This is a genomic window from Cupriavidus sp. GW822-FHT02D05 (assembly GCF_058802485.1).
Genome location: NZ_JBXAOE010000019.1, coordinates 160,715 through 184,331, shown reverse-complemented (window position 1 = coordinate 184,331; position 23,617 = coordinate 160,715). Strand labels below are relative to the sequence as shown.

22 protein-coding genes are annotated in these 23,617 nt (G+C 66.5%); 14 read left to right on the top strand and 8 right to left on the bottom strand.

What is annotated here, in order from left to right:
• Positions 1-239 precede the first annotated feature (239 nt).
• A complete protein-coding gene (locus AC1RQK_RS25050; RefSeq protein WP_492811681.1) occupies positions 240-1,016 on the bottom strand; it encodes an enoyl-CoA hydratase in 777 nt (258 codons plus the stop codon).
• 206 nt (positions 1,017-1,222) lie between these two features.
• On the opposite strand from AC1RQK_RS25050, the gene paaG reads away from it, so the two are divergent.
• The 3 genes from paaG to paaK are packed head-to-tail and all read left to right on the top strand — an operon-like array spanning position 1,223 to position 3,893.
• On the top strand, positions 1,223-2,035 hold the full coding sequence (gene paaG / locus AC1RQK_RS25045; RefSeq protein WP_477134854.1) for a 2-(1,2-epoxy-1,2-dihydrophenyl)acetyl-CoA isomerase PaaG: 813 nt from the start codon (positions 1,223-1,225) through the stop codon (positions 2,033-2,035).
• A 52-nt stretch (positions 2,036-2,087) separates the two neighbouring features.
• Complete coding sequence (paaI, locus tag AC1RQK_RS25040) at positions 2,088-2,534, top strand: hydroxyphenylacetyl-CoA thioesterase PaaI (RefSeq protein ID WP_416049769.1); 447 nt, start codon at positions 2,088-2,090, stop codon at positions 2,532-2,534.
• A gap of 57 nt (positions 2,535-2,591) precedes the next feature.
• Positions 2,592-3,893, top strand: a complete 1,302-nt coding sequence (paaK, locus tag AC1RQK_RS25035; RefSeq protein WP_492375961.1) for a phenylacetate--CoA ligase PaaK — start codon at positions 2,592-2,594, stop codon at positions 3,891-3,893.
• A 65-nt stretch (positions 3,894-3,958) separates the two neighbouring features.
• Here the strand turns inward: paaK and mltA are convergent, their stop codons facing one another.
• Positions 3,959-5,128 carry a murein transglycosylase A gene (gene mltA / locus AC1RQK_RS25030; protein WP_492811679.1) on the bottom strand — a complete coding sequence of 390 codons (1,170 nt, stop codon included), beginning with the start codon at positions 5,126-5,128 and terminating at the stop codon, positions 3,959-3,961.
• A gap of 88 nt (positions 5,129-5,216) precedes the next feature.
• On the opposite strand from mltA, the gene AC1RQK_RS25025 reads away from it, so the two are divergent.
• Complete coding sequence (locus tag AC1RQK_RS25025; protein WP_043349921.1) at positions 5,217-5,444, top strand: hypothetical protein; 228 nt, start codon at positions 5,217-5,219, stop codon at positions 5,442-5,444.
• A gap of 25 nt (positions 5,445-5,469) precedes the next feature.
• Here AC1RQK_RS25025 and apaG read toward each other — a convergent pair whose 3' ends face one another.
• Positions 5,470-5,844, bottom strand: a complete 375-nt coding sequence (gene apaG, locus AC1RQK_RS25020) for a Co2+/Mg2+ efflux protein ApaG (RefSeq protein ID WP_006162582.1) — start codon at positions 5,842-5,844, stop codon at positions 5,470-5,472.
• Between the two features lie 166 nt (positions 5,845-6,010).
• On the opposite strand from apaG, the gene rpe reads away from it, so the two are divergent.
• From rpe to AC1RQK_RS24980, 8 genes are all read left to right on the top strand, one after another.
• The gene (rpe, locus tag AC1RQK_RS25015) at positions 6,011-6,721 is read left to right on the top strand and encodes a ribulose-phosphate 3-epimerase (RefSeq protein ID WP_492375959.1); all 711 of its coding nucleotides are present in this window, start codon (positions 6,011-6,013) and stop codon (positions 6,719-6,721) included.
• Positions 6,718-7,449, top strand: a complete 732-nt coding sequence (gene gph, locus AC1RQK_RS25010) for a phosphoglycolate phosphatase (protein ID WP_492811676.1) — start codon at positions 6,718-6,720, stop codon at positions 7,447-7,449. The genes rpe and gph overlap by 4 nt, the downstream gene beginning before the upstream one ends.
• Positions 7,450-7,909: 460 nt before the next feature.
• On the top strand, positions 7,910-9,427 hold the full coding sequence (gene trpE / locus AC1RQK_RS25005) for an anthranilate synthase component I (protein ID WP_492811674.1): 1,518 nt from the start codon (positions 7,910-7,912) through the stop codon (positions 9,425-9,427).
• 24 nt (positions 9,428-9,451) lie between these two features.
• Positions 9,452-10,021, top strand: a complete 570-nt coding sequence (locus AC1RQK_RS25000; protein ID WP_006162587.1) for an aminodeoxychorismate/anthranilate synthase component II — start codon at positions 9,452-9,454, stop codon at positions 10,019-10,021.
• 68 nt (positions 10,022-10,089) lie between these two features.
• Entirely contained in the window at positions 10,090-11,118 is a 1,029-nt protein-coding gene (trpD, locus tag AC1RQK_RS24995; protein ID WP_006162588.1) for an anthranilate phosphoribosyltransferase, read from the top strand.
• A gap of 35 nt (positions 11,119-11,153) precedes the next feature.
• Positions 11,154-11,957 (top strand): indole-3-glycerol phosphate synthase TrpC, encoded by an 804-nt coding sequence (trpC, locus tag AC1RQK_RS24990; protein WP_492375957.1) that lies wholly within the window; start codon positions 11,154-11,156, stop codon positions 11,955-11,957.
• 19 nt (positions 11,958-11,976) lie between these two features.
• Positions 11,977-12,615 carry a CYTH domain-containing protein gene (locus AC1RQK_RS24985; RefSeq protein ID WP_492811672.1) on the top strand — a complete coding sequence of 213 codons (639 nt, stop codon included), beginning with the start codon at positions 11,977-11,979 and terminating at the stop codon, positions 12,613-12,615.
• Positions 12,616-12,669: 54 nt separating this feature from the next.
• Positions 12,670-13,473 carry a uracil-DNA glycosylase gene (locus AC1RQK_RS24980; protein ID WP_492811670.1) on the top strand — a complete coding sequence of 268 codons (804 nt, stop codon included), beginning with the start codon at positions 12,670-12,672 and terminating at the stop codon, positions 13,471-13,473.
• Positions 13,474-13,507: 34 nt separating this feature from the next.
• On the opposite strand, the gene AC1RQK_RS24975 is transcribed toward AC1RQK_RS24980, so the two are convergent.
• Complete coding sequence (locus AC1RQK_RS24975; RefSeq protein WP_174428369.1) at positions 13,508-13,780, bottom strand: acylphosphatase; 273 nt, start codon at positions 13,778-13,780, stop codon at positions 13,508-13,510.
• 312 nt (positions 13,781-14,092) lie between these two features.
• Between AC1RQK_RS24975 and AC1RQK_RS24970 the strand changes: the two genes are divergently transcribed.
• Both AC1RQK_RS24970 and AC1RQK_RS24965 read left to right on the top strand, forming a co-directional pair.
• On the top strand, positions 14,093-15,847 hold the full coding sequence (locus tag AC1RQK_RS24970) for an ABC transporter permease (protein ID WP_492811667.1): 1,755 nt from the start codon (positions 14,093-14,095) through the stop codon (positions 15,845-15,847).
• 81 nt (positions 15,848-15,928) lie between these two features.
• On the top strand, positions 15,929-17,275 hold the full coding sequence (locus tag AC1RQK_RS24965) for an ABC transporter ATP-binding protein (RefSeq protein WP_492811665.1): 1,347 nt from the start codon (positions 15,929-15,931) through the stop codon (positions 17,273-17,275).
• A gap of 105 nt (positions 17,276-17,380) precedes the next feature.
• On the opposite strand, the gene AC1RQK_RS24960 is transcribed toward AC1RQK_RS24965, so the two are convergent.
• The 4 genes from AC1RQK_RS24960 to AC1RQK_RS24945 all read right to left on the bottom strand — a co-directional run bounded on the left by AC1RQK_RS24960 (position 17,381) and on the right by AC1RQK_RS24945 (position 23,605).
• Entirely contained in the window at positions 17,381-19,891 is a 2,511-nt protein-coding gene (locus tag AC1RQK_RS24960) for an FUSC family protein (RefSeq protein ID WP_492811663.1), read from the bottom strand.
• Positions 19,892-19,926: 35 nt separating this feature from the next.
• Positions 19,927-21,732: a M61 family metallopeptidase gene (locus AC1RQK_RS24955; RefSeq protein ID WP_492811661.1), complete on the bottom strand. Its 1,806-nt coding sequence runs from the start codon at positions 21,730-21,732 to the stop codon at positions 19,927-19,929.
• A 44-nt stretch (positions 21,733-21,776) separates the two neighbouring features.
• Positions 21,777-22,766 (bottom strand): acrylyl-CoA reductase (NADPH), encoded by a 990-nt coding sequence (gene acuI / locus AC1RQK_RS24950; protein ID WP_492811659.1) that lies wholly within the window; start codon positions 22,764-22,766, stop codon positions 21,777-21,779.
• Positions 22,767-22,855: 89 nt separating this feature from the next.
• Positions 22,856-23,605 carry a DsbC family protein gene (locus AC1RQK_RS24945; RefSeq protein WP_492811658.1) on the bottom strand — a complete coding sequence of 250 codons (750 nt, stop codon included), beginning with the start codon at positions 23,603-23,605 and terminating at the stop codon, positions 22,856-22,858.
• Positions 23,606-23,617: the final 12 nt, after the last annotated feature.

Below are 23,617 nucleotides of genomic sequence, written 5' to 3'. Positions count from 1 at the left end.
ACCACCCCTGCCAACCCCGCAACCCTTGTCCCGTCTGCTTTGCAGCGGTGTTTCGTGTTGCGAGGGGGCGAATCATATGCGCCTCCCCGGACCTTGGCAATCGTTTTGTCACATGAGTATGCGATGCATGCCGAAGGCGCGGGAATAACCCATTGATCTATAAAGAAAATACAGCCCGCTTAACCCGTACCGGAAGGTGAATACCCGATGAAGTTACTCGGGTATTCACCTATCAAGTTTTAGCGATGCTTGAAATTGGGCGCCCTCTTCTCCACAAAAGCCGCCATCCCTTCCTTCTGGTCTTCCGTCGCAAAGGTGGAATGGAACAAACGGCGCTCCAGGTGCACGCCCTCGGAAAGGCTGGTCTCGTAAGCCGCGTTGATCGACTCCTTGATCATCATCACCACCGGCAGCGAGAAGCCGGCAATGGTCTCGGCGGCGGCCAGCGCATCGTCGAGCAGCTTGTCGGCGGCAACCACGCGCGACACGAGGCCGGCGCGTTCGGCTTCCGCCGCATCCATCATGCGCGAAGTCAGGCACAGGTCCATGGCTTTGGCCTTGGAGACCGCGCGCGGCAGGCGTTGGGTGCCGCCGGCGCCGGGCATCGTGCCCAGCTTGACCTCGGGCTGGCCGAATCGTGCGGTATCGGCGGCAATGATGATGTCGCACATCATCGCCAGTTCGCAGCCGCCGCCGAGCGCGTAGCCCGCCACAGCCGCGATCACCGGCTTGCGGATGCGGCGAATCGTTTCCCAGTTGCGCGTGATGTAGTCGCCCTTGTACACATCCATATAGGAGTACTTAGCCATCATGCCGATATCGGCGCCTGCGGCAAAAGCGCGATCGCTGCCGGTGATCACGATGCTGCCGATGGCTTCATCGGCGTCGAACGCGAGCAGCGCCGCGCCCAGCTCATCCATCAGCGCATCGTTGAGCGCGTTCAGGGCCTTGGGGCGATTCAGCGTCACCAGGCCAACGCGCCCGCGCGTTTCGACCAGAATGTTCTCGTACGGCATGTGTTCTCCTCTTGGAATGGGAAGTCGGAAAGCGGAAAGTGGATCGATTCGTTACCCTGCGAGACGATACTCGCGTGTGGAAATTAGTGCTACCATTTGCCGACCGACTGGTCGGTTAATTTAAGCGGCGATCCGGATCCCCTTATATATAGGAGTGACCGCGTGCCACCGGACATAGCCTCCACTGACATGGCAGGAGACGAAAGATGCCAGATACGCCCCCGCAAGCCAGCCTGACTTCCGGCCCGATACTGCTCGCCTGGCATGGCCAGGTTGCGGTCATCACGCTGAACCGCCCCGACAAGCTCAATAGCTTTACCCGCGAAATGCACGCCGTGCTGCAGCAGGCACTCGACCATGTGGAGGCCGGCGGCGCCCGCGCCCTGCTGCTGACCGGTGCCGGGCGCGGCTTCTGCGCGGGGCAGGACCTGGCCGACCTGGATTTCACGCCCGGCGCCATGACCGACCTGGGTGAGTTGATCGATGTGTGGTTCAACCGGCTGGTCCGGCGCCTGCAAAAGCTGCCGCTGCCGGTGATTGCCGCCGTCAACGGCACGGCGGCCGGCGCGGGAGCCAACCTGGCGCTGGCTTGCGACATGGTGCTGGCGGCGCGCTCGGCCAGCTTTATCCAGGCCTTCGTCAAGATCGGGCTGGTGCCGGATTCTGGCGGCACTTGGCTGCTGCCCAAGCGCATCGGCATGGCCCGCGCCATGGGCTTGGCCATGACGGGCGACAAGCTCAGCGCCGACGAGGCCGAGAAGTGGGGGCTGATCTGGGAGGCAATGGACGATCCGCTGTTGCCCGAGCAGGCGCTGGCGCTGGCCACGCACCTGGCGGCCCAGCCGACGCGCGCCCTGGCCGCCATCAAGCAAGCCATGTACGTCGGCGCGAGCCAGGGGCTCGATGCCCAGCTCGACCTGGAACGCGACCTGCAGCGTGAGCTGGGCGCGTCGCACGACTATGCCGAGGGCGTGAACGCCTTCCTGGAAAAACGCGCACCGCGCTTCACCGGGCGATAGGATCGCCAATACCGCAGCGCGGCGCAGCCAACAGCCCGAACAGGAGACCAGCTTGACCCACAATCCCCAGGCCCTCGCGGAAAGCGCCGCCGCCAGCATGTACGAAGCCGACACCTGCAGCCGCTGGCTGGGCATCATCGTCGAGGCCGTGCGGCCCGGCTACGCGCGCTTGTCCATGCCGGTGCGCCGGGAGTTCCTCAACGGCCACGGCATCTGCCACGGCGGCCTGATGTTCACGCTGGCCGACTCGGCCTTTGCCTTCGCCTGCAACAGCCACAATATCAATACGGTGGCGGCAGGCTGCAGCATCGAGTTCCTCAAACCCGTGCAAGGCGGCGACGTGCTGACGGCAGAAGCCACGGAGCAGGTCCTGTCGGGCCGGCATGGCATCTACGATATCCGGGTGACCAACCGCGCCGGCGAGCCGGTGGCGATGTTCCGCGGCAAGTCCGCGCAGATCAAAGGGCATGTGGTCACCCCGCCGGACGCGGCGCAGTGATGCCTGGCCCGGACACATACAAATACAAGCAAACATAAGCCCCGCGCAGGAGACACCATGACGCGCCTGACAGATCTGCCGCTCGAGCCGATCGAGACCGCCAGCCGCGACGCATTGCAGGCGTTGCAACTGGAACGCCTGCAATGGTCGCTCAACCACGCCTATCAGAACTCGCCGGTCTACCGTCGCAAGTTCGATGCCGCCGGCGTTCACCCGAACCAGATCCGCACGCTGGCCGACCTCGCCCGCTTCCCGTTCACCACCAAGCAGGACTTGCGCGATAGCTACCCATTCGGGATGTTCGCCGTGCCGCAGGACCGCGTGGCACGCATCCATGCCTCGTCGGGCACAACCGGCAAGCCCACGGTGGTGGGCTACACCTTGAAGGACATCGACACCTGGGCCACGGTGGTGGCGCGCTCGATCCGCGCGGCCGGCGCGCGGCGCGGCGACAAGGTGCATATCAGCTACGGCTACGGGCTCTTTACAGGCGGACTGGGCGCGCACTATGGCGTGGAAAAGGCAGGGCTCACCGCGATCCCGTTCGGTGGCGGCCAGACGGAGCGGCAAGTGCAGCTGATCCAGGACTTCAAGCCGGAAGTGATCATGGTCACGCCCAGCTACATGCTGGCCATCGCCGACGAGTTCGAGCGCCAGGGCATCGACCCGACCTCCAGTTCCCTCAAGGTCGGCATCTTCGGCGCGGAACCGTGGACGCCCGAGATGCGCCTGGCCATCGAGAAGCGCATGGGCATCTCGGCGGTGGATATCTACGGGCTGTCGGAGGTCATGGGGCCGGGCGTGGCCAGCGAGTGCGCGGAGACCAAGGATGGCCCGACCATCTGGGAGGATCATTTCTACCCGGAGGTGATCGATCCCGTCACCGGCGAGGTGCTGCCCGACGGCGAATTCGGCGAGCTGGTCTTTACGTCGCTGTCCAAGGAGGCCCTGCCGATCGTCCGTTACCGGACCCGGGATCTCACCCGGCTGCTGCCCGGCAGCGCCCGCGGCGCCTTCCGCCGCATGGAGAAGGTGACTGGCCGCACCGACGACATGATGATCATCCGGGGCGTCAACGTGTTCCCCTCGCAGATCGAGGAGTTGATCCTCAAGCACGCCGAACTGGCGCCGCATTACCAGTGCGTGCTGACCAAGGATGGCCATCTCGATGTGCTGACCGTGCGTGTGGAATGCGCACATGGCGTAGACCCGGCGGCCACGCATCAGGCCAGTGCCCAGCTGACCTACGACATCAAGGCCTTTATCGGCGTGACCGTTGGCATCGAAATCCTGCCTAGCGGCGGCGTGGAGCGCTCGGTGGGCAAGGCGCGGCGCATCGTCGACCAGCGCCCGCGCTGAAGCATTGGAGTAGAGAGGTAGCAGCAAGGGCCGGCCAAGGAATGGCCGGCCCTTGCGTTCATGCCCTAGCTACGCGGCATCAGCACCCACATGCGCCCGCCCTGCTTCATCCGCCCGGCGGTCTCGCCAGCTGCATCGCCAGCCCCCCAGAAGAAGTCAGCCCGCACCCCGCCCTTGATGGCGGAGCCCGTATCCTGCGCGAACATCAGGCGCTGGATCGGCTCGGACGACAGCGGCCGCGTGGTCGAGAGGAAGACCGGCACGCCCAGCGGGATGGTGGCGGGATCGACCGCGATGGAGCGCTCGGCTGTCAGCGGCACGCCCAGCGCGCCGACCGGGCCATCGTTATTAGGCGGCAGCTCGCGGAAGAACACGAAGCGCGGGTTCACGTTGAGCATTTCATCCACGCGCCCCGGGTTGGCCCGCGCCCAGGCCTTGATGCCTTGCATGGTGGCCTGCGCCGGCGTGATCTCGCCGCGGTCGAGCAGCCACTTGCCAAAGGAACGGAACGGCTGGTCGTTAGTGCCGCCGAAGCCCACCCGCATGACGCTGCCGTCCTGCAGGCGGATCCGGCCGGAACCCTGGATCTGCAGGAACGCGGCTTCCACGGGATCATCCACCCAGACCAGTTCCTGGCCGCGCAGGGCCGGGTTCTGCAGGAGTTCGCCGCGCGCCGGCAGCGCCCGGTTGCCCCATTGGGGCGGCTTGCGATACAGCGGGACCTGGTACTGTCCCTGGCGCGTGCGTGCGCCGTGCAGGATCGGCTCGTAGTAGCCGGTGATCAGCCCGCTATCGGTGCCATCGCCGTTGACCACGCGAAAGGGCTGGAAGTTGGACTCGAAGTAGGCGCGCATCGCGCCCAGGTCGCCGGCGTCGACCATCAGGCCGAGCGCGCAGACGCGGTTCCACTCGGCGCGCTTCTTCAGGGCCTGGCAACTGGCCTGCAGCGCCGGCCAGGCGGCGCGCATGTCGTCCTGGCTCCAGCCGCCGATCTCGCCCCAGCTGGCGGCTTGCAGCACGCCCTTCTGGGTGGAACCGGTCGGCGGCGCCACGGGCCGGGTGCCCGGGCCTTCGATGCGCGGCGGCGGGCCGCTCATGCAGCCGGCCAGCAGCGTGGCGGCGGCCGCAAGCCCGAGCCAGCCGAGCCGGCGGCTGCGGGCAGCGGTATCTGCCTGTCCCGACGAGATGCGGGGACACGAAAAAGGAAGTCGGAAAAGGGAATGCAGGTATGCCATCTTGATTGGGTGAAAACTCAGCGTATCGCGGCCGGACGCATCTGCCGATGGCCTACAATGCCCACCGTCGCCTCCACGTAGCCCTGTCATGAGCAAGTTCTTTGAAGCCCATCCCATGCTGCTCTTCGCCCTCGAGGCCGGACTGGCGCTCTTCCTGCTGATCTTCATCGTGGTCTGGACCATGGGCACGGCCAAGAAGAACCCGCGTCCCAGCCGCGCGCCGGACGATCATCCGTCGCGTGCGGGCCATGGAGGAAATGCGGGACAAGGCACGGCGCGTACCCAACAGGATCAGGACAGCGCTTCGGGCCAATAGGTTCCGCCGCGTTCAGTACAACGTCTCAGTGCAACATGCGCGGCAGGACCAGCGCAAACTCGGGGATCGGCACCTCGAAGCGATGGCCATCCTCGGCCACGCAGAAATACTCTCCCTTCATCGAGCCCACCGGGGTCGAGATGGTGGCCCAGCTGGTGTACTCGAAATGCTCGCCCGGCTTGAGCAGGGGCTGGTGCCCGACCACGCCAAGGCCAGCCACTTCCTGGGTGCCGTTGTCGCTATCGGTGATGACCCAGTGCCGGGAGATCAGCTGCGCAGCCACCTCGCCGGTATTGTGGATCGTGATGGTGTAGGCGAAGGCATGGCGCCCGCGCTCAGGGTCGGACTGGTCGGCCAGGTACTGGGTACGTACGGCCACGGAAAACGCGTATTCGCTCATTGTCGACACATAAGAGGCGGGATCAGGGTAGCCGCATTGTGCGGCATGGCTCCGGGGGCGGCAAGCTAAGCCGCCGCAAGCTGCCTGTCCGGTGGCAGCGGCGCCCCGCGCGGGGAGGGTAAAATACCGGCTTCCCCCTTGAAGCACCCTCCTTTCGAGCCCCGCCATGAGCACGCCCACCTACCGCATCGCCCCGTCCATCCTGTCCGCCGACTTTGCCCGCCTGGGCGAGGAAGTGCGGCGCGTGACCGCGGACGGCGCCGACTGGATCCATTTCGACGTGATGGACAACCATTACGTGCCGAACCTGACCGTGGGCCCGCTGGTGTGCGAGGCGATCCGCCCCCACGTGAGCGCCCCGATCGACGTGCACCTGATGGTGCGCCCGGTGGACCGCATCATTCCGGATTTCGCCAAGGCAGGCGCCAATATCATCACCTTCCACCCGGAAGCCAGCGAGCATATCGACCGCTCCCTGGCGCTGATCCGCGAACACGGCTGCCAGGCCGGCCTGGTGTTCAACCCGGCCACGCCGCTGCACCACCTGGACCACGTGATGGACCGCATCGACGTGATCCTGCTGATGTCGGTCAACCCCGGCTTCGGCGGCCAGTCCTTCATTCCCGAGACGCTCAACAAGCTGCGCGCAGCCCGCAAGCGCATCGACGCGTACGCCGAGCGCACCGGACGCCGCATCCTGCTGGAAGTGGACGGCGGCGTGAAGATCGACAACATCGCCGAGATCGCCGCGGCGGGAGCCGACACGTTTGTCGCCGGTTCCGCCGTGTTCAGCAAGCCGGACGCCGACGGCGGCTACAAGGGCGTGCTGTCGGCCATGCGCAGCGAGCTGGCCAAGGTCGGCAAGGCAGGCCAATGAGCTCGGTGCAGATGAAGCGCACCGACTGGCGCGGCATCCGCGGCGTCATCGTGGACCTGGACGGCACCATGGTGGACACCGCCGGCGACTTCCACGCGGCGGTCAATGCCATGCTGAAGGCGCTGGTCCACCTGCATCCGCAGCTTGGCAACGCCGCGCCGATGAGCAAGGAAGAGATCGTCAGCTTCGTCGGCAAGGGCTCGGAGAACCTGATCCGGCGCGTGCTGGATGCGCGCTTCTCGCCAGCCCACGCCAACGGCATGTTTGCCGATGCGCTGGCGCTGTACGACCGGGAATACCTGCGCATCAACGGTCAGTTCTCGCAGGTCTACCCCGGCGTCGCCGAAGGCCTGGCGGCCCTGAAGGCAGCTGGCCTTCGGATGGCCTGCGTGACCAACAAGCCACACAACTTCACCGAGCCGCTGCTGGCCAAGACCGGCCTGGGCCGGCTCTTCGAGCTGGTCTACGGCGGTGACGCCTTCGCCCTGCGCAAGCCGGATCCCCTGCCTCTCCTCAAGGTCGCCGAGGCATTCCGCCTGGAGCCGGCCGCAATGGCCGCGATCGGCGACTCGGAAAACGATGCGCAGGCGGCGCGCGCGGCGGGCATGGGAGTGCTGCTTGTGCCCTACGGCTACAACCACGGCAATCCTGTACAAGGCGTTGACGCCGATGGTATAGTCGATTCCATTGTTCGCGTTGCCGAGCTGTTGGCGGCACACCGGGCATGACCCCGGCGGCCGCAAGGCCGCCGAAGCCAAAGCACCACCCAACATCCAAACCATAAATCGCTGAACACGATTTCATGTTTCTGAACCGCAAACGCATCTCTTCTGGCAGTGATCGGCAGGCCTGGCCCTGGCGTCGCTGGCGCGCCTCCCAACAGGCGTAAAGTGCGTTCGCGAGTCTCCTGACCGCCCCTTTCCCGCATCCCCGCGATGCATTTGCACCAGGATGGGGCCGGCCAGACCGGCAGGTTGCCGGACCTTCTCTGATTTTCCAGCCGCCCGACATCCAGCCCTTGTGCCGGTGTCATCCGAACGCGCTGCACGCCCACCCCGGCCGTGCGTGGACACTCGTCCGCGCCATGGTCTCTCCGGGGCGGGTCTGACGACCTTCCAGCCCCAAGTTGCCGACATCGCGACGTGCGCCATACTGCAATGACAGGCGCCGCTGCACAAGAGGATCGACATGACCGAACTGGAATTCAAATCGCTGGCCGAGCAGGGCTACAACCGCATCCCCCTGATCGCCGAAGCCTTCGCCGACCTGGAAACGCCGCTGTCGTTGTACCTGAAGCTGGCGCAATCGCAAACGCGCGGGGTCAACACCTTCTTGCTGGAATCCGTGGTGGGCGGCGAGCGCTTTGGACGCTACTCGTTCATCGGCCTGCACGCCCGTACGCTGCTGCGCGCCTCGGGCATGCGCACCGAAGTGGTCACGGATGGCCGCGTGGTGGAAACCCACGAAGGCAACCCGCTCGACTTCATCGCCGACTTCGAGAAGCGCTTCAAGGTGGCGCTGCGCCCCGGCCTGCCGCGCTTTTGCGGCGGCCTGGCCGGCTACTTCGGCTACGACGCGGTGCGTTATATCGAGAAGAAGCTCGCCAACACGCAAAAGCCGGACGACCTGAACCTGCCCGACATCCAGCTGCTGCTGTGCGAAGAACTGGCCGTGATCGACAACCTGTCCGGCAAGCTCTACCTGATCGTCTACGCTGACCCGACCACGCCGGAAGCTTACGCCCGCGCCCGCCAGCGCCTGCGCGAGCTGCGCATGAAGCTGCGCCAGCCGGTGGACGTGCCCATCACCAGCCCCTCGGTGCAAACCGACGTCTACCGCGAATTCGACAAGGCCGACTACCTCGCCGCCGTGCACAAGGCCAAGGAATACATCATGGCTGGCGACATGATGCAGGTGCAGATCGGCCAGCGCCTGGTCAAGCCGTACCGCGACTCCCCGCTGACGCTGTACCGCGCGCTGCGCTCGCTGAACCCGTCGCCTTACATGTACTTCTACAACTTCGGCGACTTCCAGATCGTGGGCGCCTCGCCCGAGATCCTGGTGCGCCAGGAAACCCGCCGCGTGGGCAACAACGGCGACCAGCGCGAGGATCACATTGTCACCATCCGCCCGCTGGCCGGTACCCGTCCGCGCGGCAACACGCCGGAGAAGGACGCGCAACTGGCCACCGAGCTGCTCAACGACCCCAAGGAAATCGCCGAGCACGTGATGCTGATCGACCTGGCGCGCAACGACATCGGCCGCATCGCCGAGATCGGCTCGGTCAAGGTCACCGACCAGATGGTGATCGAGAAATACTCCCACGTGCAGCACATCGTCAGCTCGGTGGAAGGCACGCTCAAGCCCGGCATGAGCAACCTCGACGTGCTGCGCGCCACCTTCCCGGCCGGCACGCTGTCGGGCGCGCCCAAGGTGCACGCGATGGAGATCATCGACGAGCTGGAGCCGCGCAAGCGCGGCATCTACGGCGGCGCGGTGGGCTACCTGTCCTTCGGCGGCGAGATGGACCTGGCCATTGCGATCCGTACCGGCATCGTCAAGGACGGCAATCTCTATGTGCAGGCCGCCGCCGGCATCGTTGCGGACTCGGACCCCGAAGCCGAATGGAGGGAAACCGAAGCCAAGGCGCGTGCCGTGATCCGCGCCGCCGAGCAGGTCCAGGACGGCCTGGACTCGGATATCTAAGGTAAAGGGAACAGGGGAACCGCCATGCTGCTGATGATCGACAACTACGATTCGTTTACCTACAACATCGTGCAATATTTCGGTGAACTCGGCGCCGACGTGCGCACCTATCGCAACGACGAAATCACGCTGGAAGAGATCGAGGCGCTCAAGCCCGACCATATCTGCGTCTCGCCCGGCCCGTGCAGCCCGCGTGAAGCCGGCATTTCCGTGGCAGTGCTGCAGCACTTTGCCGGCCGCATCCCGATGCTTGGCGTGTGCCTGGGCCACCAGGCCATCGGCGAAGCCTTCGGCGGCAAGGTGATCCGCGCCAAACAGGTCATGCACGGCAAGGTCAGCCGCATCGAGACCACGCAGGAAGGCGTGTTCGCCGGCCTGCCCAAGCACTTCGACGTGACGCGCTATCATTCCCTGGCGATCGAGCGCGAGACCTTGCCGGATTGCCTGGAAGTGACGGCCTGGACACCAGATGGCGAAATCATGGGCGTGCGCCACAAGACGCTCGCCATCGAGGGGGTACAGTTCCACCCCGAGTCCATCCTGTCCGAGCATGGCCATGCCCTGCTGGCCAACTTCGTCAAGGCGCCCCGATGAGACTGCTCGATACGCCTGACGCGCCCGTCCCTGGCGCGGCCCACACCAACGCAAAGACCGAGACCGCCATGTCCATCACGCCCCAGGAAGCCCTCACCCGCTGCATCGAACACCGCGAGATCTTCCATGACGAGATGCTGCACCTGATGCGGCAGATCATGCAGGGCCAGATGTCGCCGGTGATGGCCGCGGCCATCCTGACCGGCCTGCGGGTCAAGAAGGAGACCATCGGCGAGATCTCGGCGGCGGCGCAGGTGATGCGCGAGTTCGCCAACAAGGTGCCCGTCAAGGACCGCGAGAACTTCGTCGACATCGTCGGCACCGGTGGCGACGGCTCGCACACTTTCAACATTTCCACCGCGTCGATGTTCGTGGCGTCCGCTGCCGGCGCGCGTATTGCCAAGCACGGCAACCGTGGCGTGAGCTCCAAGTCGGGTAGCGCCGACGTGCTGGAGGCGCTGGGCGTGAACATCATGCTGACACCGGAGCAGGTCGGGCACTGCATCGAGCAGACCGGCATCGGCTTCATGTTCGCCCCTACCCATCACCCGGCCATGAAGAACGTCGCCCCGATCCGCAAGGAAATGGGCGTGCGCACCATCTTCAATATCCTGGGCCCGCTGACCAACCCGGCCGACGCGCCCAATATCCTGATGGGCGTGTTCCACCCCGACCTGGTCGGCATCCAGGTACGCGTGATGCAGCGCCTGGGCGCGCGCCATGCGCTGGTGGTCTACGGCAAGGACGGCATGGATGAGGTCTCGCTGGGCGCCGCCACGCTGGTGGGCGAACTCAAGGACGGCGAAGTGCGCGAGTACGAAGTCCACCCCGAGGATTTCGGCCTGCAGATGATCTCTAACCGCGGCTTGAAGGTGGCCGATGCCACCGAGTCCAAGGAAATGCTGCTGGAAGCGCTCACCGATGTGCCCGGCACCCCGCGCGAAATCGTCACGCTCAACGCCGGCACGGCGCTGTACGCGGCCAATGTGGCCAGCTCGATCGAGGACGGTATCCAGCGCGCGCGCGAGGCCATCGCCAGCGGCGCGGCGCGCGAGAAGCTCGACCAGTTCGTGCGCGCCACGCAGCAGTTCAAGTAAGCCAGAGCCATCCAGCCCCGCGAGAGAATTACCGCATGTCCGATATCCTGCAGAAAATCCTGGCCGTGAAGGCCGACGAAGTGAACGCGGCGCGCAAGAAGCGCGACCTGCCCAGCCTGCGTGCCGAGGCCGAGAGCCTGCGCGCCGAGCCAGGCCTGGCGCCGCGTGGCTTCGAACGCGCGCTGCGCGAGAAGATCGCCGCCGGCAACGCCGGGGTGATTGCCGAGGTGAAGAAGGCCTCGCCCTCCAAGGGCGTGCTGCGCGCGAACTTCGTGCCGGAGGCCATTGCCGAGAGCTACGCCACGCATGGCGCGGCCTGCCTTTCCGTCCTGACGGACGTGAACTTCTTCCAGGGCCACGCCGAATTCCTCAAGCGCGCCCGCGGCGCCTGCCCGTTGCCGGCCTTGCGCAAGGACTTCATGATCGACCTGTACCAGGTCTATGAAGCGCGCTGCTGGGGCGCTGACGCCATCCTGCTGATCGTGTCCGCGCTGGACCCGGGCCTGATGGCCGAACTGGAAGCCTGCGCGCATGAACTGGGCATGGACGTGCTGGTGGAAGTGCACGGCGGCGAAGAGCTCGACGCCGCGCTGCGCCTGAAAACGCCGCTGCTGGGCGTGAACAACCGCAACCTGCGGACCTTCGAGGTATCGCTCGACAACACGCTGGACCTGCTGCCGCGCATTCCCGACGACCGCCTGGTGGTGACCGAATCCGGCATCATCGGCCCTGACGACGTGCTCCGCATGCGTGACGCCAATGTGCACGCCTTCCTGGTGGGCGAGGCCTTCATGCGCGCGCCCGACCCGGGTGTCGAGCTGGCCCGCCTGTTCGCCTGAACGGAAACATAAAATCACAATGGCCCAGGAAATCGAACTCAAGCTGGCGGTGCCAGATGGTGCCATGCCGGCGCTGGCGGCCTGGCTGGATGCACAAGGACAGGCGCGCGGCGAGCATACGCTGCTCAACGTCTACCTTGACACGCCCGCGCGCGACCTCGCCAGCGCCCGTGCCGCCCTGCGGCTGCGCCGCCGCGGCGAGCAATGGCTGCAGACGCTGAAAACCGCCGGCAAGAGCGAAGCCGGGCTGGCCGCCCGCCACGAATGGGAAACCAAGGTGGCGGCAGAAGCCATCGAGCTTGACGCCTTCCCGCCCGAGGCCCGTGCCCTGCTGGCGCCACTGGCTGCCATCCTGGCGCCGGTGTTCCGCACCGATTTCTCCCGGCGCACCTGGCTGGTAGAACAAGACGGGGTGCGCATCGAGGCCGCGCTCGACGTCGGGACGATTTCAGCGCCGGGAAGCTCCGCACGCGAGGCGATCCAGGAACTGGAACTCGAGTGGCTGCCTGGCGCCGCCGGCCATCCCACGCAAACACAGGCGGAAGCCGCACTGCGTGCGCTGGCGCTGCGCCTGCAGCACGTTGCGCCCCTCAAGCCGTCCGACCAGAGCAAGGCCGCGCGCGGCTATCGGCTCGCCGCCGGTGCCGGCCGCGCCTGAGCTGGCGCGCCTGCGCCCTCTCGCCCCTCCAAAAAAACCAGGTACTCCTCCCGCATGACCAAGCACAACAGCGCACAGGCCGACCTGTTCGCAGCCCCGGCCGCGGCCGCAGCCGAAACCGAAAACGCCACCGTGCCTGCCCCTGCCGCCGCCAGCCTGTCGGAGCAAGCCGCGGCGCTGCCAGCGGCCTGGCGCGCATTGCTGGCCCCCTGCATGAACACCGCAGGCTGGCAGGAGCTGGCCGCCTTCGTCGACGGCGAGCGCGCCAGCGGCAAGCCGGTCTTTCCGCATGACGTGTTCCACGCCTTGCACCTGACACCGCCCGAGACCGTCAAGGTAGTCATCCTTGGCCAGGACCCGTATCACGGCACTGGCGTGGTCAACGGTAGCGAGATTCCGCAGGCGCATGGCCTGGCCTTCTCGGTGCCGGACGGCGTGCGCGTGCCGCCCAGCCTGCGCAACATCTTCAAGGAAATCGCCGCGGAGTATGAGGGCGGTGCTGCGCCGGCCTCCGGCAATCTCGAAGGCTGGGCGCGCCAGGGCGTGCTGCTGCTCAACACCGTGCTGACGGTGGAGCAAGGCCAGGCCGCCAGCCACGCCAAGCGCGGCTGGGAAGCGGTGACCGACTGCCTGATCCAGGCCCTGTCCGCCGCGCGCCCGAACCTGGTCTTCCTGCTGTGGGGCAGCCACGCGCAAGCCAAGAAGCCCTTGCTGGCCGGCACGCACTGCGTGCTGGAAGCGCCGCATCCGTCACCGCTGTCGGCACACCGGGGTTTCCTGGGCTGCGGGCACTTCCGGCTGGCCAACGATTGGCTGCAACAGCACGGCGCCGCGCAGGTGGACTGGCGCGCCACCTGAGCCGCCGGGCAGCCGCCTGCCTGCCGGGCACGTCTCAAGCGGTCGGCAGGCAGTCGAAATCCTCGAACTCACCCGCGCCGGGCAACGCCACTAGCGCGTTGACCTGCGCGTCCGGCGGCCCGCGCCGCATCCAGTTGCAAAGGGCCTCCAGCCGATCCGGCGGCCCATAGGCCATGACCTCGACCGAGCCATCGTGCCGGTTACGCACCCAGCCGTTGATGCCGAGCGCCCCGGCCTGCCCCGCGCAGGCCACGCGGTAGCCCACGCCCTGCACCCTCCCCTTGACCACAATGTGCCATGTTTCCATCTGGCTTCCCCTTGCCGCGCGCGCGCTGAAACATCCGCTGAAACGGTTACGACACGCATAACAGGTAAACTAGACCGCCATGCAAAGCGTTACCAGTAAGGGCAGGCCAACACAGGTAACGTCCGCAGCACAACGACGCGCAAAGCGCGCCCTGTCGACAACCCGAAGACCCTGTTCACAACCTGAGCCAGCGCAGCGCAAGACGTCCACGCCCTGGCTGGCACCACCGATCCGATCCATCCAGGCCCCCGGAGCGCCCGGCCACATCCGGCCCATACGGCAACCGCAGCCAACGTTTCCACTGCCAAGATAATGCAGCAAGCCGAACACGACCAGGCCAGCTCGGTCACTTCCCGTGGCTACGCCAGCCAGCTGCTGACCGCGCCGCCGAACCGCTTCGACCTGGCGCTGCTGCCCATCATCCTGGCGGTAATCGTGCTGGTGGCCTTTGCCGCCCGTCAGATGAACGTGCCCTACCAGCCCGGCGAGCCGCTGGATGTGCACCTGGACATCGCCTACCTGCCCTACTACCTCATGCGCACCAGCATCCGCATGATGATTGCGCTGGGCGCCTCGCTGCTGTTCTCCTTTGCCTTCGCGGCGCTCGCCTCCAAGAACCGCACCGCCGAAAAAGTGATGGTACCGGCGCTGGACATCCTGCAGTCGATCCCGGTGCTGGGCTTCCTGTCGATCACCGTGACAGGCTTCATCGCGCTGTTCCCCGGGAGCCTGGTCGGGGTGGAATGCGCTGCCATCTTCGCCATCTTCACCTCGCAGGCCTGGAACATGGCGTTCAGCCTGTACCAGTCAATCCGCACCATCCCGAGCGACCTGGTGGAAGCGGCAGCCATGTTCCGGCTCTCGCCGTGGCAGAAGTTCTGGCGCCTCGAAGTGCCTTTCGCCATGCCGGGCCTGCTGTGGAACATGATGATGTCGATGTCCGGCGGCTGGTTCTTCGTGGTGGCGTCGGAAGCCATCTCGGTGTCTGGCAACGACATCCGGCTGCCGGGTATCGGCTCCTACATCTCGCTGGCGATCCAGCAGCAGAACCTGGCGGCGATCGGCTGGGCCATCCTGGCCATGCTGATCGGCATCATCCTCTATGACCAGTTGCTGTTCCGGCCGTTGATTGCCTGGGCCGACCGCTTCCGCTTCGAGACCATGGCGCAGGAGACCGAGCCGCAATCGTGGCTGCTCAACCTGCTGCGCCGCTCGGAATGGGTACGCGTGCTGCTGGGCCGCACGGCGGCGTTGGCCGAGCGCACGCTGGCCTGGGGATCCGGGCGCAAGGCGGTGGCACCGAAGGCCAACGATGGCCGGCGCGCCATATGGATCGAGCGTGCCGGCAACGTCATCATCATCCTGATTGCCATGCTGGCGCTGTATCGCGTGATGCACTTCGTGCGCACCGAGGTGGGTTGGGCGGAGGTTGGCCATGTGCTGTGGCTGGGCACGCTGACCATGGTGCGGGTGATCGTGCTGATCGCGCTGGCCGCGGTGATCTGGGTACCGATTGGCATCCGCATCGGCCTGAACCCCAGCGTGGCGCGTATCGCCCAGCCGGTGGCGCAGTTCCTGGCTGCCTTCCCGGCCAACCTGATGTTCCCGCTGGTGGTGATGCTGATCGTGCGCTTCGGGCTGAACCCGGAGATCTGGCTCAGCCCGCTGATGATTTTCGGCACGCAGTGGTACATCCTGTTCAATGTGATTGCCGGCGCGTCCGGCATCCCCACCGAACTCAAGCTGGCCGCGCGCAACTTTGGCCTGCGCGGCTGGCTGCTGTGGAAGCGCTTTCTGGTCCCGGCGGTGTTTCCCAGCCTGCTGACCGGCCTGGTGACCGCGGCCGGCGGCTCGTGGAATGCGAGTATCGTGTCCGAGTACGTCACCTGGGGCGACCGCACGCTGGTCGCCACGGGTCTTGGCAGCTATATCGCGGAGATGACCTCCAAGGGCGACTTCCCCCGCATCGCGCTGGGCATCGGCGTGATGGCGATCTTCGTGGTGGGCTTCAACCGCCTGCTGTGGAACCGCCTCTACCTGCTGGCGCAGGAACGCACGCGTCTTTGAGCCGCCATACGCCGTCCCTTGCGGCCATGCGCACCCAATACGCCACCCATTTGAAGCCCTGAATCTGAACGGAACTCCATCATGGCAAGCCCCACCGCAGACGCAACCGAATCCGTAGTAGAGCTGCGCGGCGTCTCGAAAATCTTCCGCACCGCGGACCGCTCGGACCGCGCCGTGCTCGAAGGCGTGGACCTGACCCTCAAGCGCGGCGAGATCGTCGCCATGCTGGGCAAGTCCGGCTCTGGCAAGTCCACCCTGCTGCGCATCATGGCCGGGCTGGTCGGCGCCGATCGCGGCGAGGTGTGCTTTCGCGGCCAGCCGCTGCGCGGCACCGCCGAAGGCATCGCCATGGTGTTCCAGTCGTTCGCGCTGTTTCCCTGGCTAACCGTGCAGCAAAACGTGGAGCTCGGGCTGGAAGCCCAGGGCGTGCATAAGGAAGAACGCGCGCGCCGGGCCGAGGCGGCGATCGACATGATCGGGCTGTCGGGCTTCAACAGCGCGCTGCCGCGCGAGCTCTCCGGCGGCATGCGCCAGCGCGTGGGCATTGCCCGTGCGCTGGTGACCGAGCCCGACCTGCTGCTGATGGACGAGGCCTTCTCCGCGCTCGACGTGCTGACCGGCGAGACCCTGCGCGACGAAATGCTCGACCTGTGGGAAGACGGCCGCACCAATATCAAGTGCATCCTGATCGTCTCGCACAATATCGAAGAGGCGGTGATGATGGCCGACCGCATCGTGATCCTGTCGAGCGACCCGGGCCGTATCCGCGCCGAGGTGAAGATCCCGTTTCCGCGCCCGCGCAATCGCGACTCTTCCCAGGTACGCGGGCTGATCGACGAGGTCTACACACTGATGACGTCGCCCGCGGCGATGGGCCCGCGCGTCACCGCGCTGGCGGCTGCGCGCGATATCGGCTACCGCTTGCCGGATGCCGACATCAGCCAGATGGAGGCCATTCTCGACCTGCTGTGCGAAGCACCCTTTTTCGGCAGGGCCGACCTGCCGCACCTGGCCGAGGAAGCCGGGCTCACCGACGATGACCTGCTCCCGGCCTGCGAAGCGCTGCACCTGCTGCAACTGGCCACCATCGAGCGCGGCGACATCAGCGCCACCGGCCTGGGCCGCGCGTACTACGAGACGGAACCGCCCGAGCGCAAGGTGCTATTCGGCAAGCAATTATTGCAACACGTGGCACTGGCCGCGCAAATCCGCCGCGAGCTGGAGCAGTCCGAGGACGGCGAGATCCGCGAGGAACACGTGCTGCGCGAGCTCGAAGCCTTCCTCAAGCCGGACGAGGCCGAACGCGTGCTGACGCTGGCAATCGAATGGGGCCGCTATGGCGAGGTGTACGAATACAGCTACAACAGCGGCATGCTGACGCTGCCCCGCGAGGAGCAGCCGGCGCCGGGCACGGGCACGCAGACCTGATTGGCGCGGCCCGGATTTCTTGGTGTCTTGGCGGCCGATTCAGCATGAAGCGAAGCGGTTCCGGCCAGGCGCGCCAGCATCTTTCGGAAACGGCCTCTTCGGTTCCTAGCGCTCGCGCATGGCCCTGCCGATCGCGCCGGTGCGCAGGGCGATCTTGGCGGTGTCCTCGCGCAGCGCGCGCAGGCGGCGCTCCAGGATGGCATTGGCGGTGCGCCCGGTGGAGCTCGCCGTGCTGGCGAAGTTGCCGGCTTCGCTGGCAGCCCGGCTCAACTCGCCCGAGGCCGCGGCCTGCACCAGCACATCGGCGCGGCGGCGGTCGGCCGAATCAGCCAGGCGGGCGCGACGCTCGCTGGCGTCTTCAGCCGCGGGCGGCGCGGTGAGCGCTTCCGTGGCGATGGCCGCATCGGCGGCGCGCACAGCCCGGGCATCGGACACCGCCGCCACATCAGCACCACCGGCACCATCGGCAGCACCATCGACAGCACCATCGGCAACACCAACGGCGACCGCCACGTTGGCCCCAACGCGATCGTTCGCGAGCCCTGCCGTCTCCGTGGTTTTCACCGGCGCCTTCGCCTTCGCCGGATCCTTCACCGTGCGGATGAAACCCGCGCCCCGCCCGCCGGCACGATCGTCCTCGGCCAGCCGTTCGCTGGCCAGCTGCAGGCTGTTGGCTGCGGCATCGGTGGCCTGGCGGATGGCGGCTTCGGCGGCCGGCAGGTCCAGCTCGCCGTAGTGCTCGCGCACCTGGATGCGCGCCGCGGCCACGTGCGCCGCCACCAGGTAGTTCTGCACGATGAAGCGGTTCAGGTTGTCCACCGCGCGATGCCGGCTTTTAGGCTCGTCGAGCATGCGCTGGAACGACCCGATCAGCGCGGACAGGCTGTCCATGAACTGCTTGCGCTGCACCCGGTAGGCAAAATCGTCCTTGGCCACGCGCAGCAGCAGGTCGCGCGTGGCGGCAATGTAGCGGCGGTTGGCCTGCAGCACGTTCTCCACCAGCGCGGGCAGCGCGCGGTATTCCCAGCTGGGCAGCACAAAGCTGAACACCGTGGCGATCACGCCGCCGATCACGGTATCGATCAGCCGCTCGCCCGCGACCGTGGAACTGCCCGGCACCAGCAGGTTGATCTGGATCAGCACCTGCACGCAGGCGGCAACAGCCGTGTAGCGGTACTTGATCGTGGAGAACGCCGTGCTGGCCACCAGCGCCAGGAACAGCACGCCCAGCAGGATCAGCGGCTGGTGCACGACCTTGAGCACGCCCACCGCAATCACGCAGCCGATCAGCGTGCCGATCAGGCGGTCGTTGTAGCGCTGCTTGGTCATGCTGAAATTGGGCTTCAGGATGACGATGATGGTCAGCAGGATCCAGTAGCTGTGCGACACATACGGCAGGTGCTCCGCAATCCACAGCCCCGCGCCCACCGCCATGGTGATACGCAGCGCAAAGCGGAACGCCGGCGACTTCCAGTTCAGGTTGTCGCGCAGCACCTTGAGCTCGTAGCGCTGGCGCGTCAGGAACGGTGTCATGTCCGGCCCGGGCAGCACCTTGCTAGGCTCCACCGGCGTGCGCGATGCCTCGTGCAACTGCTCCACCAGCACGATGGCGCCCTTGATCATGTCGAGCGTTTCCGCCGCCGCCGTCATCGCCGCCGGGTTGATGTGGTGGTAGCGCAATTGCGCGATCTCGTGCGCGACGGCGCGCAGCTCTTCCTGGTAATCCACGGACGCATAGGAAGGCCGGCCGCGCGTGATGTCGTAGGCGATCCCCTCCACGTCCTTGCACATCAACTGCACCAGCCGGCGCAAGTGATCGAGTACCGGCGTGCTGCCAAAAGTCTGGCGCAGCAGCGGGTAATCGGTATTGGTGGAGAGGATGTACTCGTACAGGTCCAGCATGCGCATGTGGACCTGCACCAGCAGTCCGTCATGCGTAGTGCGGTTGCCGCGCAGCACCAGGTCGCGCGCGGCCTGCTGGCGCTCCGCCACCACGATCTGCTGGCGCACCAGCTGGTTGAACAGCACCTCGTAGTCGTTGCCTGCGTCGTAGAAACCCGCCTTGATCTCGAGGTACCCCGCCATCTCGTACAGCGACTCGGCCAGCACCTGCTGCTTGGTGCGCCGCTGCGTGGCCCAGCTCACCGCCATCGCGTATGCCATATAGGCCACCGCGCCGATGCCGAACAGCAAGGAATGCTCGAGCGCGCGCCGCACCACGAAGTCCTCGTTGATGGTGAGCGTCATGACGAACAAGGCCGAGAACTGCAATGGCAAGGTCTTGTTGCCATACACCGTCATCATGCCGGCCATGAAGGTCACCAGCACCAGCACCAGCGGCATCACGCGCGGGAACGGCGTGGCCATGGCCACCACCAATGTCACCGCCGTGCATAGCAGCACGCTGGCCAGCATCTCGTTGAACTTGTGGTTGAACGGGCTGGGCAGATCCATGAGGCTGGTGCACAGCGCGCCCATCGACACCACCATGGCGGTGGGCAGGTCCGCGAACTGCAAGGCGATCAGCGTGGCGCCGATCACCCCGGTCGCGGAGCGCAGCCCGCGATACACGTAATGCGAATAAACGAAAGTGCGGGCGTCGTGCGCGTATTGCATGTGGTGGCGATCGGCGGCGTTGGGGGCTATTCGGCCTACAGGCCCAGCCAGCGCGCACGCATGGCCTGGCGGCCGCCTTCGGCCGTCACGGTGTACTGCACCGCCGGCTCGCGCGCGAAGGTCAGCGGCAGCACATGCAGCTCATCGCGGCGGAACACATGGCACTCGGCGCTATCGCCGTCGCGATAGCGCGCCAGCAGCTTGTCGAGCTGGCCAGGGGCTACACGCAGGCCGTCCACCGCGGCCAGCAGGTCGCCCGCCGAGATCCCGGCCGCCTGGGCCGCGCCGCCGTCGAGCACCTGGGTCACGCGCACCCAGCCATCCTCGGTCTTGGTCTTGATGCCGAGCGCGGCGTTGCGCTCTGGCTTGGCCGGCACCGCCTTGATGCCGAAGGGCTTGAGGAGCGCGGCGAGTTGCAGCTCGCCGGTGCCTTCGGTGAGCGAGCGCAGCAGCGCGCCCAGGCGCAGACCGCTGACCTCGTCGAACAAGGCGTGCACCTCGGCCTCGGTCACGCCGCGCTGCTGCGCGCCTGGCGCATAGAAGCCGCTGCCGTAGCGCTGCCACAGCGCGCGCATGATGTCGTCAAGCGAGCGGCGGTTGCGGGTCTTGGTGCGGATGGTGAGATCCAGCGCCAGGGCAACGAGCGAGCCCTTGGTGTAATAGCTGACGATGGCGTTGGGCGCGTTTTCGTCCTGGCGGTAGTACTTGGTCCAGGCATCGAACGAGCTATCGGCCACGCTCTGCTTGGTGCGGCCGTTGCCGCGCAGCACGCCGTTCCAGGTCTTGGCCAGCAGCTCCACGTACTGCTTCTCGGTGATGCGGCCGCTGCGCACCAGCATCAGGTCATCGTAATAGCTGGTGAAACCCTCGAACAGCCACAGCAGCGGCGTGTAGGTTTCCTCGCGCAGCCGGTAGGGCACGAACGCCGCGGGCTTGATGCGCTTGACGTTCCAGGTATGGAAATACTCATGGCTGCACAAGCCGAGGAAGGTGCGGTAGCCCTCGGTGGCGTCAGCCTTGCCGCGCGCCGGCAGGTCGGCGCGCGCGCACATCAGCGCGGTGCTGGCACGATGCTCCAGGCCGCCGTAGCCGTCCGTCGTGACCATGGTCATGAACACGTAGCGGCGGTTGCTGTCGAGGAACGGCGCGGCCTCTGTCCCGGGCTCGAACAGGCGGATCTGCGCTTCGCAGATCTGCTTCAGGTCGCGCAAGACGCGCTCGAGATCGAGCTGCGGCACGCGGCCCGTGAACACCACGTCGTGCTGGGCGCCGCAGGCGCGGAAGCTGCCCATGGTGAAGTTGCCCATCTCAACCGGGTGATCGACCAGTTCGTCGTAGTCGGCCACCTGGTAGCGGCCGAAGCCGTAGCGCTTGGCGCCGCCGCGGCCGGGCGCCTCGCGCATGGCCGTGGCGACCCGCCAGCCGGCATAAGCCTCGCCGGCGGGTGCATGGATATCGACCGTGCAGGGCTGGTCTTCCTGCCCTTCGGCGCAGAGGAAGACCGAGCTGCCGTTGAAGAAGCCGTGCGTGGCGTCCAGGTGCGCGGCGCGCACCGACAAGTCCCAGGCGTAGACCTCATAGCTGAGCGTAAGCGGCCCGTCCACCGGGGCCGCCTGCCAGCTCTGCTTGTCCATCTTGGTCAGCACCACCGGCTTGCCGCCGGCCTGAGCACGGATGCGCACGATATTGCGTGCGAAGTCACGGATCATGTAGCTGCCTGGAATCCACGCCGGCAGGTAGAACTGCTGGCCGGCGGGATTGGGGGCGTCTACCGTGACGGTGACGGCGAACAGGTGCGCTTCCGGTTGAAGCGGGGCAATGGCGTAATGGATCGGCTTCATGAGCGTGATTGTAGCGCCATGCCCGCCCCGGACTACGCGCCGGCTCAGGCGTTGACGTTCACCACCACGCGGCCGCGCATGCCACCGTCGACGATCTTGCGCCCGGCCTCGATCGCCTCCGACAAGCCGATCTCGCGGGTGATCGCGCGCAGGCGATCCGGTTCCAGGTCCCGCGACAGCCGCTGCCAGGCCTGCTCGCGCAAGGCCATCGGGGCCATCACGCTATCGATGCCATAGAGCGTGATGCCACGCAGGATGAAGGGCGCCACCGAAGCCGGGAAATCCAGCCCTTGCGCCAGCCCGCACGCGGTGACCGCGCCGCCGTAGCGCACCTGCGCGCAGGCATTGACCAGCGTGTGCGAGCCAACCGAATCCACCACCGCAGCCCAGCGCTCCTTCTGCATCGGCTTATTGGGCTTGCCCAGCTCCGTTCGGTCGATCACCTCGACCGCGCCCAGCGCCTTGAGGAAATCCGCTTCGGCCGTCTTGCCGGTGGAGGCCACCACGCGATAGCCCAGCTTCGACAGGATGGCGATGGCCACCGAGCCCACGCCACCCGAGGCGCCGGTCACCAGCACCTCGCCATCGCCCGGCTTGATGCCAGCGCGCTCCAGCGCCAGCACCGACAGCATGGCGGTATAACCGGCAGTGCCAATGGCCATGGCCTGCTGCGTGGTGAAGGCAGCCGGCAGCGCCACCAGCCAGTCGCCCTTGAGGCGGGCGCGCTGCGCCAGGCACCCCCAGTGCGTCTCGCCCACGCCATAGCCGTTGAGCACGACCTTGTCGCCGGCCTTCCAGCGTGCATGCGTGGATTCCAGCACCGTGCCGGCACCATCGATGCCCGCCACCATCGGCCACTTGCGCACCACCGGCGAGCGGCCGGTAATGGCCAGCCCGTCCTTGAAATTGATGGTGGAGTAGTCGATGGCCACCAGCACGTCGCCCTCGGCGGGCAGGCTGGATTCGTCGAGCGCGGTGACGGCGGCCTGGGTCGCGCCGTCGGCCTGGGTCAGCAGCAATGCCTGGAACGTCATGGAGCCTCCTTCCGGTTCTTGATTGTTAACCAAAGACGACCGGCCGGCTCCGGCGCGGCAGCGCCGGGAAGGCCGCCGGCGCGACGTGCTTACTTCTTGAGGCTGGCGAGCTTGCGCTCGAGCGTGGCGGCGTCGGCGGCGCCGGGAATGCGGGTGCCGTCCATGAAGAACACGGCCGGGGTGCCGGTGATGTTCAGGCTCTGGCCGAGCGCCAGGTTGTCATCCACAGGGGTTTTGCAGCTGCCGTTGCCGGTCAGCGCCACGTGGCTGATCATCCAGTCGCGCCACGCCTTGGTGCGGTCGGCCGCGCACCACACCTGCTTGGCCTTCACCGACGAATCCGGCGACAGCACCGGGTACAGGAAGGTGTAGACCGTGATGTTGTCCATCTGTTGGAACGTCTGCTCGATGCGCTTGCAGTAACCGCAGTTGGGGTCGGAGAACACCGCTACCTGGCGGCTGCCATCGCCCTTGCTCCACTTGATCGCGCGTGCCAGCGGCAGGTCCGACCACTTGATGCGGTTGATATCGGCCAGCCGCTCCTCGGTCAGGTTGGTGCCGGTCTTGGAGTCCACCATCTCGCCGTTGATGATGTAGCGGCCGGTGGCATCGGTGTAGACCACCTGACCACCGATGTTGACCTCGAACAGGCCGGGCACGGGAGTCTTGGCCACGCTCTTCACTTCAGCGCGCCCGCCCAGCATCTTTTGCACCGATTCCTTGATGCGGTCGGTGCCGGGCTCGCCCGCCGCCATGGCGTGCAGCGCGAAGCCGGCAGTCGCAATGCCGCCAACGATGGTGGCGGACAGGGCGGGACGGCGGCGCAGGAAATGCAACATGATGACTCCAGT

Bases quoted from the DNA above. Each gene is read 5' to 3' on its own strand.
- AC1RQK_RS25050 (WP_492811681.1), bottom strand. From the start codon at position 1,016: ATGCCGTACGAGAACATTCTGGTCGAAACGCGCGGGCGCGTTGGCCTG.
- paaG (WP_477134854.1), top strand. From the start codon at position 1,223: ATGCCAGATACGCCCCCGCAAGCCAGCCTGACTTCCGGCCCGATACTG.
- paaK (WP_492375961.1), top strand. From the start codon at position 2,592: ATGACGCGCCTGACAGATCTGCCGCTCGAGCCGATCGAGACCGCCAGC.
- mltA (WP_492811679.1), bottom strand. From the start codon at position 5,128: ATGGCATACCTGCATTCCCTTTTCCGACTTCCTTTTTCGTGTCCCCGC.
- AC1RQK_RS25025 (WP_043349921.1), top strand. From the start codon at position 5,217: ATGAGCAAGTTCTTTGAAGCCCATCCCATGCTGCTCTTCGCCCTCGAG.
- apaG (WP_006162582.1), bottom strand. From the start codon at position 5,844: ATGAGCGAATACGCGTTTTCCGTGGCCGTACGTACCCAGTACCTGGCC.
- rpe (WP_492375959.1), top strand. From the start codon at position 6,011: ATGAGCACGCCCACCTACCGCATCGCCCCGTCCATCCTGTCCGCCGAC.
- gph (WP_492811676.1), top strand. From the start codon at position 6,718: ATGAGCTCGGTGCAGATGAAGCGCACCGACTGGCGCGGCATCCGCGGC.
- trpE (WP_492811674.1), top strand. From the start codon at position 7,910: ATGACCGAACTGGAATTCAAATCGCTGGCCGAGCAGGGCTACAACCGC.
- AC1RQK_RS25000 (WP_006162587.1), top strand. From the start codon at position 9,452: ATGCTGCTGATGATCGACAACTACGATTCGTTTACCTACAACATCGTG.
- trpD (WP_006162588.1), top strand. From the start codon at position 10,090: ATGTCCATCACGCCCCAGGAAGCCCTCACCCGCTGCATCGAACACCGC.
- trpC (WP_492375957.1), top strand. From the start codon at position 11,154: ATGTCCGATATCCTGCAGAAAATCCTGGCCGTGAAGGCCGACGAAGTG.
- AC1RQK_RS24985 (WP_492811672.1), top strand. From the start codon at position 11,977: ATGGCCCAGGAAATCGAACTCAAGCTGGCGGTGCCAGATGGTGCCATG.
- AC1RQK_RS24980 (WP_492811670.1), top strand. From the start codon at position 12,670: ATGACCAAGCACAACAGCGCACAGGCCGACCTGTTCGCAGCCCCGGCC.
- AC1RQK_RS24975 (WP_174428369.1), bottom strand. From the start codon at position 13,780: ATGGAAACATGGCACATTGTGGTCAAGGGGAGGGTGCAGGGCGTGGGC.
- AC1RQK_RS24970 (WP_492811667.1), top strand. From the start codon at position 14,093: ATGCAGCAAGCCGAACACGACCAGGCCAGCTCGGTCACTTCCCGTGGC.
- AC1RQK_RS24965 (WP_492811665.1), top strand. From the start codon at position 15,929: ATGGCAAGCCCCACCGCAGACGCAACCGAATCCGTAGTAGAGCTGCGC.
- AC1RQK_RS24960 (WP_492811663.1), bottom strand. From the start codon at position 19,891: ATGCAATACGCGCACGACGCCCGCACTTTCGTTTATTCGCATTACGTG.
- AC1RQK_RS24955 (WP_492811661.1), bottom strand. From the start codon at position 21,732: ATGAAGCCGATCCATTACGCCATTGCCCCGCTTCAACCGGAAGCGCAC.
- acuI (WP_492811659.1), bottom strand. From the start codon at position 22,766: ATGACGTTCCAGGCATTGCTGCTGACCCAGGCCGACGGCGCGACCCAG.
- AC1RQK_RS24945 (WP_492811658.1), bottom strand. From the start codon at position 23,605: ATGTTGCATTTCCTGCGCCGCCGTCCCGCCCTGTCCGCCACCATCGTT.